Annotated in this window: 15 protein-coding genes; 6 read left to right on the top strand and 9 right to left on the bottom strand. The window is 34.9% G+C overall.

From position 1 onward, the window contains the following. Nucleotides 1-6: 6 nt before the first annotated feature. Both PMI13_RS00265 and PMI13_RS00270 read left to right on the top strand, forming a co-directional pair. Nucleotides 7-756 (top strand): RDD family protein, encoded by a 750-nt coding sequence (locus tag PMI13_RS00265; protein ID WP_007839401.1) that lies wholly within the window; start codon nt 7-9, stop codon nt 754-756. Nucleotides 757-926: 170 nt separating this feature from the next. Continuing rightward, nucleotides 927-1,217: a GNAT family N-acetyltransferase gene (locus tag PMI13_RS00270; RefSeq protein ID WP_007839402.1), complete on the top strand. Its 291-nt coding sequence runs from the start codon at nt 927-929 to the stop codon at nt 1,215-1,217. Here PMI13_RS00270 and PMI13_RS00275 read toward each other — a convergent pair. The 5 genes from PMI13_RS00275 to smpB all read right to left on the bottom strand — a co-directional run bounded on the left by PMI13_RS00275 (nt 1,206) and on the right by smpB (nt 5,917). Next, complete coding sequence (locus PMI13_RS00275; RefSeq protein ID WP_007839403.1) at nt 1,206-2,177, bottom strand: glycosyltransferase family protein; 972 nt, start codon at nt 2,175-2,177, stop codon at nt 1,206-1,208. The two genes, PMI13_RS00270 and PMI13_RS00275, sit on opposite strands and share 12 nt — an antisense overlap. Next, a complete protein-coding gene (locus PMI13_RS00280) occupies nt 2,174-3,001 on the bottom strand; it encodes a UDP-2,3-diacylglucosamine diphosphatase (protein WP_007839404.1) in 828 nt (275 codons plus the stop codon). Before PMI13_RS00280 ends, PMI13_RS00275 begins: the two co-directional genes overlap by 4 nt. Before the next feature lie 59 nt (nt 3,002-3,060). Continuing rightward, a complete protein-coding gene (locus PMI13_RS00285) occupies nt 3,061-3,801 on the bottom strand; it encodes a YebC/PmpR family DNA-binding transcriptional regulator (RefSeq protein ID WP_007839405.1) in 741 nt (246 codons plus the stop codon). A 95-nt stretch (nt 3,802-3,896) separates the two neighbouring features. Next, nucleotides 3,897-5,381: an OmpA family protein gene (locus tag PMI13_RS00290; protein ID WP_007839406.1), complete on the bottom strand. Its 1,485-nt coding sequence runs from the start codon at nt 5,379-5,381 to the stop codon at nt 3,897-3,899. A 77-nt stretch (nt 5,382-5,458) separates the two neighbouring features. Continuing rightward, nucleotides 5,459-5,917, bottom strand: coding sequence for an SsrA-binding protein SmpB (smpB, locus tag PMI13_RS00295; protein WP_007839409.1), 459 nt, complete (start codon nt 5,915-5,917; stop codon nt 5,459-5,461). Nucleotides 5,918-6,037: 120 nt separating this feature from the next. Between smpB and PMI13_RS00300 the strand changes: the two genes are divergently transcribed. Next, complete coding sequence (locus PMI13_RS00300; protein WP_007839410.1) at nt 6,038-7,660, top strand: ABC-F family ATP-binding cassette domain-containing protein; 1,623 nt, start codon at nt 6,038-6,040, stop codon at nt 7,658-7,660. A 62-nt stretch (nt 7,661-7,722) separates the two neighbouring features. On the opposite strand, the gene PMI13_RS00305 is transcribed toward PMI13_RS00300, so the two are convergent. From PMI13_RS00305 to PMI13_RS00320, 4 genes are all read right to left on the bottom strand, one after another. After that, nucleotides 7,723-8,505, bottom strand: a complete 783-nt coding sequence (locus PMI13_RS00305; RefSeq protein WP_007839412.1) for a T9SS type A sorting domain-containing protein — start codon at nt 8,503-8,505, stop codon at nt 7,723-7,725. Nucleotides 8,506-8,796: 291 nt separating this feature from the next. Continuing rightward, nucleotides 8,797-9,612 carry a M48 family metallopeptidase gene (locus PMI13_RS00310; RefSeq protein ID WP_007839414.1) on the bottom strand — a complete coding sequence of 272 codons (816 nt, stop codon included), beginning with the start codon at nt 9,610-9,612 and terminating at the stop codon, nt 8,797-8,799. Nucleotides 9,613-9,736: 124 nt separating this feature from the next. Then, nucleotides 9,737-10,540 carry a GLPGLI family protein gene (locus tag PMI13_RS00315; protein WP_007839416.1) on the bottom strand — a complete coding sequence of 268 codons (804 nt, stop codon included), beginning with the start codon at nt 10,538-10,540 and terminating at the stop codon, nt 9,737-9,739. Nucleotides 10,541-10,620: 80 nt separating this feature from the next. Further along, nucleotides 10,621-10,965: a hypothetical protein gene (locus tag PMI13_RS00320; RefSeq protein ID WP_007839419.1), complete on the bottom strand. Its 345-nt coding sequence runs from the start codon at nt 10,963-10,965 to the stop codon at nt 10,621-10,623. A 149-nt stretch (nt 10,966-11,114) separates the two neighbouring features. On the opposite strand from PMI13_RS00320, the gene recJ reads away from it, so the two are divergent. The 3 genes from recJ (at nt 11,115) to PMI13_RS00335 (ending at nt 13,879) form a co-directional block, all read left to right on the top strand. After that, complete coding sequence (gene recJ / locus PMI13_RS00325) at nt 11,115-12,830, top strand: single-stranded-DNA-specific exonuclease RecJ (protein ID WP_007839421.1); 1,716 nt, start codon at nt 11,115-11,117, stop codon at nt 12,828-12,830. A 35-nt stretch (nt 12,831-12,865) separates the two neighbouring features. Next, nucleotides 12,866-13,450, top strand: coding sequence for a nicotinate (nicotinamide) nucleotide adenylyltransferase (gene nadD / locus PMI13_RS00330; protein ID WP_007839423.1), 585 nt, complete (start codon nt 12,866-12,868; stop codon nt 13,448-13,450). Between the two features lie 87 nt (nt 13,451-13,537). Further along, nucleotides 13,538-13,879, top strand: coding sequence for a DUF3817 domain-containing protein (locus PMI13_RS00335; RefSeq protein WP_007839425.1), 342 nt, complete (start codon nt 13,538-13,540; stop codon nt 13,877-13,879). Nucleotides 13,880-14,127: the final 248 nt, after the last annotated feature.

Raw genomic sequence — 14,127 nt, forward strand, 5'->3', positions numbered from 1 at the left:
AAAAATATGTCTCAAATTGCGATTAATACCTCACAAAATGTAAATATTAACTTCAACATTGCCAGTGTAGGAGAAAGGATGCTTGCATTTATAATCGATCTGCTGATCAAGGTCGCTTACGCAGTAATTGCTTTTTACGTATTTTTCAATGTTTTCGATCTGGGATATATATTAAACGGGCTTGATCAATGGTCCCAGATGGCGATCTATATTGCCATTACTTTCCCTGTTTACATTTATCCGCTGGTTTTGGAAAGCCTGATGGAAGGGCAAACACCCGGCAAAAAAGTGATGAAAATCCGTGTTGTAAAAATTGATGGTTACCAGGCAAGTTTTGGTGATTATCTGATCCGCTGGATGTTCAGAATTATCGATGTCTCTTCTGCGGGGCTTGTTGGTTTAATTTCAATGATTGTTTCCAAAAACAACCAGCGTTTGGGAGATATTGCTTCGGGTACAGCCGTGATTTCATTGAAGAACAGCATTAATATTTCCCATACCATTCTGGAAAACATTCATGAAGATTACATTCCTTCATTCCCACAGGTCATTGCATTGAGTGATAATGATATGAGAATTATTAAGGACAATTACACGAAAGCTTTAAGAGTAGATGACCGGCAGATTATCAGCAAACTTTCCGAAAAAATAAAAGGCATCTTAAAACTGGAAATCGACCCTGCAAAAATGACGGAAAGACAGTTTATCAATATTGTTATTAAAGACTATAATTACTATACCGGGAAAGATAATTGATTTTTATATGGTCAATAGTCAATTTTGCTGTGCAGGTGAATTGTCGGTTGATTCTCCGGAATAATAGTAATTGACTGTAAAACAAATTGACAGCAAAGCAGATTCACAATTCACACTTAACAGCTTCCGGTCGGTGTACTTTTTTGTATCTTTATTACTAAATTTTAATTATGAAATTTGAAAACAATAAATCCGGAAACGGTGGAGTTCTTACTTTAAATAATGAAATCAAAGAAATAGGAAGGCTTACTTACACTATCTTTCCTGAAGATAGTAAACTTATTATTTCGTTCGTACTCGTTCATCCCGAATTCGAGGGAAGAGGAATGGGAAAGTTTTTAGTAGAGGAAGCGATCCGGTTTGCGAGAGAAAACAATTGGAAAGTATATCCCCACTGTTCCTATGCAAGATCCGTTATGATGAGAATGAGTGATGTAGATGATGTCTTTCTAAAAAACTAAAACTTCATTCAGTAATATCTCCTCAATGTCGTCGGGATAATTTACTCTGAGATGATGGTCTGAAGCTACCCATTCACTAATTTCTTCGGTTTTTAACACTTTCGAGTTCGGAATTCCCATTTTATCCAGAGCACATGCATTGCATTCCTGCTCATATTGATTGTGAATAGGAATCACAAATAATTTTTTATCCATAAAAAGTGCTTCAGCAGGGGTTTCGAAACCGGCATTGCATAAAATACCGTCGCAGCTCTCAAAGTATGTTAAATATTGGGTCTCATCGATAGGGAAAACTTCAACATTTTCTTCCCTGAACTGTATTTTGCTGTATTTCGAAAATATTTTCCACTGAACCGGAATCTGTTTCAGGGTTTTAATGATATTTTCATCTGAAAAGCTTGGTAAATACACGAGGTAATATCCTTTTTTATCAGGGTTCAGATTTCTTATTTTTCTTCTGATCACAGGTTTTTTGATCTGTGGATGGTAGTTTTCAAAATGAAAGCCTATTTTCCTTTCACTGGGAACATAATACTTCAAAATCAATTCTCCTAGGAAATCTTTCTTTTCCGGTTTTGGAGTTTCTTTAAAACTCATTGATGCCTGATGGCTTAATTCAATCATCGGAAGTTTTTTCAATTTGCTTGCCCAGCCCGTTAACGGTTCATAATCATTGATGATCAAATCATATTGGGAAAGCTCTAATTCGTTGATTGTTTTTATTGCGTGAATAAATTTATTCTCTGTAAATGTTTTAAGATAGGATAAACCTCCTGTTTTGTTATAAAGCAGGGAAATACCCTTATGTTGAAAATTAATGTCAAAATCGGCCTTTAATTGTGATTGATGGCCACTGATCAAAGTATCTACTTCCACATGCTTTTTAAGGAGGGGAATGATCTCCTGTGCTCTGGCCATATGTCCGTTTCCTGTTCCCTGAAATGCGTATAAAATTTTCATTCGGAAAAATTGGTTACTATTTTCAAAAGTTCGGAAGTATTGAGATCCTGAATTTCTTCTGTTTCATCATCGTTAAGCAAGTGTTTATGATCATCATAATAAAAGATTTTCCATTCTTTATCATTATATTCCAGGGCAGACAGGTTTTCTATCCAGTCTCCGGAATTGAGATAAGTGCAGGAACCTTTCTTGTTCACAACTTCCCGAATCTGCGGCTGATGGATATGTCCGCAGATAACATAGTCATAATGATTATCAATAGCCAGCTCGGAAGCTGTGAGCTCAAAATCCCCGATATACTTTACCGCTTTTTTTACGTTATTTTTAATTTTTTTTGAAAATGAATATTTTTCTCTACCCATTTTCTCCAAGAACCAATTTACGATATTATTGATAATGATAAGTAAGTCGTAGCCTTTTCCGCCTAATTTGGCGATCCATTTTGAATGTTGTACGGATGCATCGAAAACATCTCCGTGAAAGATCCAGGTTTTCTTTTGATTAATATCTAAACAGATTTTGTTGCAGACTTTAAGTTTACCCAGTTCGAAGTCGGTAAACTTACGGAACATTTCGTCGTGATTGCCTGTAATGTAATAGACATCTGTGCTTTTGGTAGCTAAGGAAAGAATCTTCTTGATTACCTTCAGATGGGGTTTAGGAAAGTAAGACTTTTTGAATTGCCAGATATCGATAATATCACCATTCAAAACCAGTGTTTTTGGCTGGATTGAATTGAGGTATCTTAATAATTCTTTAGCCTTACATCCATAAGTTCCCAAATGCACATCCGAAATAACCACTAACTCAACGCTTCTTTTCATAGTTTTATGCAAAGAAACTAATTGAAAGTTAACTATATATGAATGCTATATTATTTTTTCTATAGAGCTTCCATCAGCTCTTCAGTAATTTCCATGTTGTGATATACATTTTGTACGTCGTCATCATCTTCAAAACGCTCAAGCATTTTCATATTGGCTTTAAACTGCTCTGCATTCACTTCTTTAGTATTGTTAGGAATTCTTTGCAGCTCTGCGCTTTTCACTTCAATTCCCAACTCATCTAATTTATGAGATAAAGAGCCGAAATCTTCAAAAGCTGTTGTAATCATCACTTCCTCTTCATCTTTATCGATGTCTTCTGCTCCACCGTCAATCATTTCCATTTCGAAATCATCCCAGTCCATTTTAATTTGTGAAAGATCGAGATTAAAAATCCCTTTTCTATCAAATATAAACGCCAGCTCACCGTTTTTCCCAAGGTTCCCGTCAAACTTATTGAAAATTGCTCTTACATTGGCTACCGTTCTCGTTGTATTGTTGGTAGTACATTCAACAAAGAATGCCACACCACCTTGCCCGTAACCTTCATAAGTGATTTCTTCATAGTTTTCAGCATCTGTGCCGCTGGCTTTTTTGATTGCTCTTTCTACGTTATCTTTCGGCATATTCGCCCCTTTTGCATTCTGGATGCATCTTCTCAGAGCCGGATTGGCTTCCGGATCAGAACCACCTGCTTTTACTGCTAAGGCTATATCCTTACCTATCTTAGAAAAAGTTTTGGCCATTTTATCCCAACGGGCCATTTTAGAAGCTTTTCTATATTCAAATGCTCTTCCCATTTTATTTTTTAAATTTTCAACAAAATTACTCAAAAGTCAACAAAAAAAAAATACCCCCAAAAAAATTGGAGGTATTTATTATTTAGAAAAATTAATTATTTTTTCTTTTTAACTACTTTTTTCTTAGCCGTAGCTTTTTTAGTAGCTTTTTTTACTGGAGCGTCTTCATAATCTTTTTTCTTGATTGAATTCCACTCGTTAGCATCAGTAATCGCTTTTACAACTACTTTTCTGTCAACTTGTCTTTCAGCATCAGAAGCTTTTTCAGAAACTGTAGCTTTAGACTCACCAACACCGATTGATTTAAGAGCAGCAGCATCTACACCTCTTGCATCTAAAGCAGCAACTACAGAAGCAGCTCTTTCTCTAGATAATTTCAAGTTGTAAGCTTCAGCACCTTTAGCATCAGTTCTACCTTCTAATAGATAGTTACCTCCATCTTTCTTAATGATTTCAGCAGCAGCATCTAATGCAGGAGTAGACTCGGCTTTAATTGTAGCTTTGTTGAAGTCGAAATAAACGCTCTTCAATTTAGCTTCAACTTCGGTAGCTGTTACGTCTTTTGGTTTAGGACATCCGTTGTATTCTGGTAATCCAGGAACTGTAGGACAAGCATCATCTTTATCAAGGATACCGTCATTATCTGTATCTGGCCAAGGACAACCGTTGTTTTCAGCTGGACCTGCTACTGTAGGACAAGCATCATCTTTATCGATAACACCATCACCGTCTGTATCTGGCCAAGGACAACCACCGTTTTCAACTGGTCCTGCTACATCTGGACATTGATCGTCTTTATCTGGAACTCCGTCACCATCTTTATCAGGACATCCCTGGAATTCTGGTAAACCTGGTGTATCAGGACAAAGATCATCTTTATCTAAGATACCATCCTTATCTCTATCTCTGTTACCAAATCTAAATAATAAAGATGCAGAAGCTTGCCAGAAGTTAGCAACTGTAGATTTATCACCTGGAGTTGACACATAATCTCCCTGTACCCCTAAACCGAAGTTTTTAGTTACCCAGAAGTTAGCACCGGCACCAGTAGAAACTGTAAAGAAGTTAGCTTTACCGTTTTCATTACCGTTGTCTCCATTAGATACCCACTCACCGTTTACATCAGTTCTTGGGAAAGTAAGCGCAGTATAATCATGTCTTAAATAGTTAGCACCTACTCTTAAGTAAGGGTCAAACCAAGACTCTTCGTCCCATAAAAGACCTGCAGCCTTAGCCTGGAAACCAAGACCTGTCATTAACATGAATTCTTTACCCATGTTGAATCTCTTATTCTCAACATTCCCTACTGAAGTCTGCCAGTCAATAACTAAACCTTTACCTATGTTCCTAGCAACAGTAAGTTTAGAAAGTGGTGGTGTAATAGAGAAGTTGTTCATATTGAACATTGTCTTCGTTAAATTTTTAGCAGAGAACGTATTACTAAATTCGCTTCTTATTGCTGTATGGTTTTCCGCATGAGCACCAACTCCGATCAACCACGGGTTGTTGGTAGTCTGAGCGAATACAGTAGAAGCGACAGTAAGTGCCAATGCTGAAATTCCTAATTTTAGATTTTTCATAGAATTAAATGATTAAATAATTGATAATGCAAAATAAATATAATTTTTCTTTATATACAAAGTTTTTTAAATGATTTTTAACTTTTCTTTAATATTCTGTCCAGGTTTCGTTTATTTTCTCTATCTTTTATCGCTTCCCTTTTATCAAATAGCTTTTTCCCTCTGGCCAAGGCAATTAAGACCTTTGCTTTTCCCCTGTCATTGATATATAATTTTAAAGGTATGATGGTATTTCCTGCATCCTTTAATTTCTTCTCGAATTTTTGCAATTCTTTTTTGTGCAAGAGCAATTTCCGTTCCCTTTTTGTTTTATGATTGTAAAAAGTGCCCAATTTATACTCATCAATCATCATGTTAATGATGTATAATTCCCCGTCAATAAACTGACAGAAGGATTCTGCTATGGATGCTTTGGAAGAACGTAAAGATTTTATTTCCGTACCCGTTAAAACCATTCCGGCTTCCGCTTCTTCTATGATTTCGTACTCAAAACGGGCTCTTCTATTTAATATATTGACTGTTTTCTCGATCTTCATTTGTCTAAAATTTCATTAATGAAATATACAAAAATACCTTGCATTTAAAAACTTGACTATTACATTATTACAAAATACCCAAATTCTTTTCGTATTTTTGCGCCAAATTTACAAAACTATATGTTAACAGTATCTAACTTATCTTTACAATTCGGGAAAAGAGTTCTTTTTGACGAGGTGAATATTATGTTTACCAAAGGAAACTGCTACGGGATTATCGGAGCAAATGGTGCAGGAAAGTCTACATTTCTTAAAATATTAACAGGAAAGCAGGACCCAACAACAGGACACGTATCTTTAGAGCCTGGAAAAAGAATGTCAGTTCTTGAGCAGGATCACTTTGCTTACGATCAATATACTGTTCTTGAAGCGGTTTTGAGAGGTAATAAAAAATTATTCGAGATAAAAGAAGAGATGGACGCTCTTTATGCAAAAGAGGACTTCTCTGATGAAGACGGTATCAAAGCCGGTGAATTAGGAGTAATCTATGACGAAATGGGTGGATGGAATTCTGAATCTGATGCTCAGACCATGCTTTCAAACGTTGGCATCAAAGATGATATGCACTATCAGATGATGAGCGAACTTGAGAATAAGGATAAAGTAAAGGTCCTTTTAGCTCAGGCACTCTTCGGAAACCCTGATGTGTTGATCCTGGATGAACCTACGAATGACCTTGACATTGATACTATTTCATGGTTGGAAGATTTTCTTGCAGATTATGAAAATACCGTTATCGTGGTTTCTCACGACCGTCACTTCCTGGATACCGTTTGTACACACATCGGAGATTTAGATTATGCTAAACTTAATCTTTACACAGGTAACTACTCTTTCTGGTATCAGGCTTCTCAATTGGCAACAAGACAAAGAGCTCAGGCTAACAAAAAAGCTGAAGAAAAGAAAAAGGAACTTCAGGACTTCATCGCAAGATTTAGTTCAAACGTTGCAAAAGCTAAACAGGCTACGGCAAGAAAGAAAATGATCGACAAACTTAACATCGATGATATCAAACCTTCTTCAAGAAGATATCCGGCGATTATTTTCGAAATGGAGAGAGAAGCAGGAGATCAGATCTTAGATGTAAAAGGTCTTGAAAAAACAAAAGACGGAGAATTATTATTTTCAAATATCGATCTTAACCTTAAAAAGGGTGATAAAGTTGCTGTATTATCTAAAAACTCTTTAGCCATCACAGAATTTTTCGAGATTCTGGCTGGAAATATTGTAGCAGATAAAGGAACTTTGGCTTGGGGAGTAACGACCAATCAATCTCACATGCCTTTAGATAACACCAGTTTCTTCCAGGAAGATTTAAGCCTGGTTGACTGGTTGAGACAATTCACCAAAAATGATGAAGAACGTCACGAAGAATTTGTAAGAGGATTTCTTGGAAGAATGCTTTTCTCAGGTGATGAAGCTTTAAAATCCTGTAAAGTACTTTCAGGGGGGGAAAAAATGAGATGTATGTTCAGCAGAATGATGCTTCAGAAAGCTAATGTTCTTTTATTGGATGAACCTACCAACCACTTAGACCTTGAAAGTATTACCACTTTGAACAACTCACTGTCAAACTTTAAAGGAAACATTTTATTGGCTTCTCATGACCACGAAATGCTTTCAACAGTCTGTAACAGAATCATCGAATTAACTCCTACCGGAATTATCGATAGAGAAATGACTTATGACGAATATCTTGCTGATAAAAAGATAAAAGAACTAAGAGAAAAAATGTACTCTTAATTAATAAAAAATCAAAGAGGCTGGCCTGCAGGTCAGCCTCTCTGATTTCTCACATGCATCTGTTATTTTTTAATAAACTTTGTTTTCGATATAGTTCCATCTTCATTTTTTATCACAAGGAAATAAGAACCTCTTATCAATTCAGAAACATCTATTTTTTCTTTTATTCCGGTTAAAGAAAAAACAACCTTACCGGAAACATCCAGAATTTCTGCCCCTGTATTTTTTTTAGAATTCTTTACAAGCAGATAATCTTTAGCGGGGTTCGGGTATATCTCTACAGCATCTTTTAAATGCTGAACCTCAGATGAAGATAAATTTGACTCAAGAACCGACACATTATCCACTACCAAAACTCCGGAACCGCCCCCTTTGTAATTGAATCCAAAATAATAAATACCTGTAGCAGGAGGATTAATCGTCAGAGATGCAGAAACAGGCGGTGTGCCACTTGGAAAATCAAGAAATTCCTGAATTACATTGGTCATTGAACTATTTACAGGGGAAGTACCATATGCCACTGCAAAACTTTGAGGAACTGATATCCCGAAGTAATCAAATGTAAGCTTATACACATTACCAGCCTGTAGATTCACCCCCTGTGTATAAAACCATGTCTCCGGATTTGGACCGGCATCACCAACCATTAGCGTCCCATCATAATCATAAGCTTGCCATTCAACAGCTCCTGAGACCAACTGTCTTGAAGTACAGGTAGGAATATCACCTGTTGCAGTAGTATTAAAATCCTCAACATAAGGCACATTAACAGCGTTGCATTGAGCATTAAACATAGTTGATAATGAGGTCAACATTAAATAAAGAGAAAAGATTGTAATTTTCATAAATATTTTTTTATTTAGCACTTAAATATATCATTTAAATTAAATAATATTAATACATTAACATTTATTAACCAATTAAAACCAATAATAATCAATAAAAATAATTATACAATAATCAATAAATATGTGAAAAAAAATGATGTCTGGCTTATTATAAAGGATAAATTGTAGAATTTTGCCATTTCAAATGAATTTCATTCTTATCAATTTTTTAATAATGACTAACGGATCATGAACAAAAAAATTCCTCAAAGTTGACTTTGAGGAATTTCTATTTTAAATGAAATTGTATTATTTGGAAAGCTTCGTTTTAGGAATAGCCACCGTTCCCGGGTCTTTCCACAAGCCGTCTTTTTCAGCACGTTTTTTCACAGCTTCAGCTCTCTTATTGCTATCCGGATGCGAATTAAACATTTTTTGAAAACCAGATTGTTGTGTCCCTTCTTCAGAAAGCAATGCCAGTTTCCTGAATGCCGTATAAGCTCCTACAACATTGTACTTGTTTGTTTTCATGAAGTCATAAGAATAGATATCAGCTTCTGATTCCTGTTTCTTGCTGTGGGAAGCATCTAAAAATGCATTCGCCATCTTACCTACCTGGCTATCATTTAAAGTTGTCACAGTGTTTGAAGCTGAAGAAGCAGCATCTAATGCGGCTGCTTTTAAGTACGCAGATTTCATGGCATCTTTTGTATCCTGATTTTTTACGTGGCCGATTTCGTGACCGATTACAGCTAACAATTCATCATCAGTCATAATATCCATCAGTGAGGAAAACACACGCACACTTCCGTCTGCACAGGCAAAAGCATTAATATCTTTTACCAGGTAAACCTTATAGTTCAAATGAAGCCCGTCTTGACTTTTATGTTTTCCAAAAAGCTTGTTTAATCTGATCGTATAAGGATCTTTCGTACCTGCTACTTTATTATTTTTATCCATCCAGTCAACAGATTCTTTGGATAATTTGACAGCATCTTCGTTTGTAAAAGAAAGAGCTTTTGCCCCGTTAGAAATAACACTTGCAGCTTTTCCTAAATTGATTTTTTGCGCATTAGCCAAGTGCATTGCCCCGATAAACATCAGGCAGAATACAGTTTTTTTCATAATTGTTATTTTTGATTTGCTGACCGCGAAGATAAGTATTATTTACTAATTCAAAAACACGAAAACATACAAGAAAAAATCACTCCAAAATTTGAAGTGATTGATTATTTATATAAAATTTTGACTAATCTAAAAGGTTACTTTCTTTTACTTTTTCTGTTGATTGTTCTCTGTCAATTTTTATTTCCTGTCCATCAGGTCCTGTAGCCTGATATTTAGATTGATAATTATTTGCATTCGGATCATCAATTACTTCCCTTCTTTTTTTCATAAATTGAGATTTATCTTTTATATCATAAATCTTTACATATTTAAGAGGTTCAATTATTTCGTTTACTTTTACAATTTCAACAGCATTTATAAATATTGTTTTTTCTTCATTATAAACTTCTAATATCAAACCATTCAAACCTTTAAATCTGAATGGTCCTTCAGACATAGGAATTGATGGAGCATACCATGCATAATACACTTTTCCAGTATCAGAAGTCGTTTTTGCCAAATTGCAAGAATATGATAATATCGTTTTTGTTTTGTTTTTAATAAGCTCCCACTTTAGTGCGGGTTCTTCAAATCTATATAAATCTTTTCTTCCGATAGGAAGTGTTGTTATTATTTTATCTCCATCTTTATACACACTACTTTTAGATTTTGGCAAGCTACTAATAGGCAGTTGCCCATAATTTCCGGCATTATCCCTTAAGTAATTATAGTATGTTTTAGCACTCTCATCTGCATAAATAGATTTATTTGCATTACAAATCAGCGAATAACTGAACACAGATGCTTTTTCCTGATTTCTTATTAAAGTAGAATCCGAAGCCATTACCATAAAATAACGTATTTTTAAATCAGATTTTCCATTTTTATTTTGGGCAGAAAAAAATGTATAGAAGATAATTGAGATAATAATTATAAGTTTCTTCATTTTATATTTAATTAAAAATTCCATCAATATGATTCATAAGAATCACTAATGGAACTAATATTTTTTAGATTAAAATTTATTTAAATTTTTTCTTTTTCACTCATTACTTTATTTTGATTGTAAACATATCCTTCAATGGGTTTATCTCCATGAAGTTTACAAACATGATCATTCATAGTAATTAATTCATCAATATAGTCATCATATTGATCAGGTGTCATTTGACCTACGGGAGTTTCTGTATACATATTGAACGTCCAACCACATGTAGATTGATAAAGGTACGCATATCTATAAAAAAATGCTTTATTTGTAGTTAATTTACTAATTCCAAATTCTTTATGAGAATCTAGCTTGGCATCATAGTTTTTAGCACTCGCAAATCCTGCAAATCCTAAGATCATTAGAAATAATAATTTTTTCATTGTGTTTTTTTAATTATTTAGGTTTCAAATATATAGCATATTTATTTTTCCCATGCAAATGAATAAAAAAATCTGCTATTTATATTGATTCTAAATAATTACACCTTATAACTTAAACGAAAGAAAAAAAAAATCCCTATTTTTGTGAAATGAGTCAAAAATGGATTTACAAGCCCGAACCGGATGAAGATATTGTAGACAGATTAAGTTCGTCACTTGGTTTTGGAACTTTTGAATCTAAACTTCTCGTTCTCAGAGGAATTGACAATTATCAAAAGGCCCGGGAATTTTTCAAACCGAACCTCACCGATATACACAACCCGTTTTTAATGGCTGATATGCAGAAAGCTGTAGAGCGCATTGCAACCGCCATTGAAAACGGAGAAAAAATATTAGTTTATGGCGATTATGATGTAGACGGAACTACAGCAGTTGCTTTGGTGTATCTGTATCTCAGCAAGATTGTTGAGAAAAAATACCTGGATTATTATATTCCTGACCGAAATTCTGAAGGCTATGGAATTTCAACTGAAGGAATTGATTTTGCAAAACAAAACGGATTTTCATTGATCATCGCATTAGACTGTGGGATTAAAGCCATCGATATGATCAGCTATGCAGAAAATCTGGGCATTGATTTTATCATCTGTGACCACCACCTGCCGGGAGAAGAAATTCCGAATGCTGCCGCTGTTCTCGATCCTAAAAGAAACGATTGCAGGTATCCTTTCAAAGAGCTTTCGGGATGTGGAGTTGGCTTCAAGCTTTGCCAGGGCTTAAATACAATTTACAAATTACCTGAAGCCGAATTATTTGAATTAACTGACCTTCTTGCGATTTCTATTGCGGCAGATATTGTATCAATGACGGGAGAAAACAGGGTTCTGGCAAAAATGGGATTAAAAATCCTTAGAAAAACCCGCAATTTAGGATTAAGGCTATTAATTCCCGAAGACAAACTGTCTCATTTTGAAATTTCAAATATTGTTTTTGAAATTGCCCCGAAAATTAATGCTGCAGGAAGAATCTCACAAGGAAAAGCAGCCGTTGAGCTTATGGTTTCCGATAACCTGAAACATGCTCATCAGATTGTAAGTGATATTATGAATCTTAACGATGAAAGGCGTGAACTGGATATGAATTCAACCCTTTCCGCATTGAATCAAATTATAGAATCCCAACAGGAAACCAAACATACTACGATTGTTTATCATCCTGAATGGAATAAAGGGGTAATAGGAATCGTGGCTTCAAGGCTGATTGAGACCTATTATAAGCCAACCCTTGTTTTTACTGACGGGAACAATGGGGAAATGGTAGCGTCAGCGAGGTCGGTATCTGATTTTGATGTACATGAAGCTTTGGATCTCTGTTCGGAATATTTCCTGAAATTCGGAGGGCATCATGCTGCCGCAGGGCTTTCCATGGAAAAGGATAAATTTGACGCTTTCAAAGAAAAATTTGAAAGAGTTGTTTCAGAGAAACTTAAAGAGCATCAGAAAGAGCCTTCTGTCACCATAGATTCGGATATAGAGATTGATGAAATCAACAGGGAGTTTATCAATTTTCATAGAAAACTGGCTCCTTTCGGACCTCACAATATGAAGCCTATTCTGGTTTTAAAAAATCAAAGACTTTCCGGCTATGTAAAAACAATGGGAAAAGATAACAACCATCTTAAATTTTATATCAGGCAGGAATCTACCGGCAGAAATATTGAATGTGTAGGATTTAAGTTAGGACCGTATTCTGAAGATTTCAAAAACAAAAATTTTGACCTGGCCTTCACCCTGGAAGAGAACCACTGGAAGGGCAATGTAACCCATTATCTGAATATTAAGGATGTGAAATTCAGAGAATCTTAATATTTGCAAACTCAGTCCTATCATTTATTAATCAAATGAAAAAAATCGGTTTATTTTTCGGCTCATTTAATCCTATTCATATCGGACATCTTATTTTGGCTAATTATATTCTGGAAAATTCCGATATGAATGAATTATGGTTTGTAGTGAGCCCTCAGAACCCTTTCAAGGAAAAAAAGACATTACTGAAAGATCACAACAGATTGGATATGGTACAGCTTGCCGTAAAAAATTATCCGAATATGTGGGCTTCTAATGTTGAATTTTCTTTGCCCCAGCCAAGTTATACCATTGATACCCTTACTTATCTTCATGAAAAATATCCTGATTATTCTTTCAGCTTAATTATGGGTGAAGATAACCTCGCCGGTTTACATAAATGGAAAAACTCCGAAATATTGATCAAAAATCACCATATCATCATTTATCCAAGGGTTTTCGATGGAGAGAAAAAAGGTTCCGACTATCTTCAGCATGAAAATATTTCATTAATAAAAGCTCCTGTAATTGAGCTTTCCGCCACAGAAATCCGTAATATGATCAAAGAAGGGAAAAATGTAAGGCCTATGCTTCCGCCTGAAGTTTTTGATTATCTGGACGGCAGTAATTTTTATAAGTAGATAGATAGTACTTAGATGCCTGAAATTACAAGTCAGAGATATCTTTTAAACCGTCAACTGTTAGTTTAACTTTTAACTCAAGTCAGAATGAATTTCATCGAAAAATTTTTCTCAAAATATTCCCAGGAAAAAATCATTAAGTGGTTTAAGCAGATGTGTGTGGCAGAAGCTATCTCATGTTTCCTTCTGTATGGTGTTGCCATGATCTGGAAAAGATATGATGATGAGGGATTGCTTCCCACTATTTTCATTATTATCGTCGGAAATATTCACGGATTATTTTTTACCGGCTATCTTTTGCTCTGCATTCCGGTAAGAAAGATTTTCAAATGGGATGATGAAGATTTTGTATTCGCTTTATTGTCTGCATTTTTTCCTTTTGCTACAATCTGGGTAGATAAAAAACTCGCCCGTTTCGACAGGGAATAAAATAAAGATTTCTTCAATCTTTTTCTTTGATGTTAATTTTTTTACACCACCAAACTTCCTTTGGCAACAAATTGACATGGGATTAAATCATTGATCCTATTAATTTTTTTCTATTTTTTAAGCCTCACATGTAACAAATTTATGGTCAGGGTTGTCTTATTATGTATAAAATCAAAGTAATTGAATTTTAATCGGTGAAATTTTAACAATTGAAAACCAGCATGTTAAAACTTCAATCAAAACATTTT

This window comes from Chryseobacterium populi (assembly GCF_000282115.1).
Classification (GTDB): Bacteria; Bacteroidota; Bacteroidia; order Flavobacteriales; family Weeksellaceae; genus Chryseobacterium; species Chryseobacterium populi.